Below are 373 nucleotides of genomic sequence, written 5' to 3' on the forward strand. Positions count from 1 at the left end.
TGTAGATGCCGGGGGGCAGGCTCGTGAGCGAGAGGACCACCTTCTCCGCAGCCGGCTGGTTCAGGCAGAGGCGGCCCAGGGCGTCGAAGAGCTGCACGCGGCTGCCGGGCAGCACGCCGGGCAGCGAGACCTCCACGCGGGTGTGGGCCGGGTTGGGGAAGGCTTGCAGCGGCGTGCGGGCGCGGGCCGTGGCGCTGGCCAGAGGCACGGCTGGTGTTTCGTAGGCCCCCAGGTCGACGGTGGCGCCCACTACGCGGGGGTTGCCGAGCAGGTCGGTAGTGATGGTCGGGAGCAGGTTGCTAGTAGTGCCCGCGTTGATGGCCGGGCTGGTGCCCTGCACGCGGAAGTCGGCCGTGAACGGGTCCAGGGTCGG

The 373-nt window shown here is 72.1% G+C and carries 1 protein-coding gene; it reads right to left on the reverse strand.

Annotated features, from left to right (window positions below; translation table 11 throughout):
- Positions 1–373 (reverse strand): T9SS type A sorting domain-containing protein (locus tag WX88_RS26945; RefSeq protein ID WP_046247528.1); only part of this gene is annotated, 373 nt, incomplete at both ends.

Origin of the sequence: Hymenobacter terrenus (assembly GCF_000972495.1) — a bacterium.
In the GTDB taxonomy this organism is placed as follows: domain Bacteria; phylum Bacteroidota; class Bacteroidia; order Cytophagales; family Hymenobacteraceae; genus Hymenobacter; species Hymenobacter terrenus.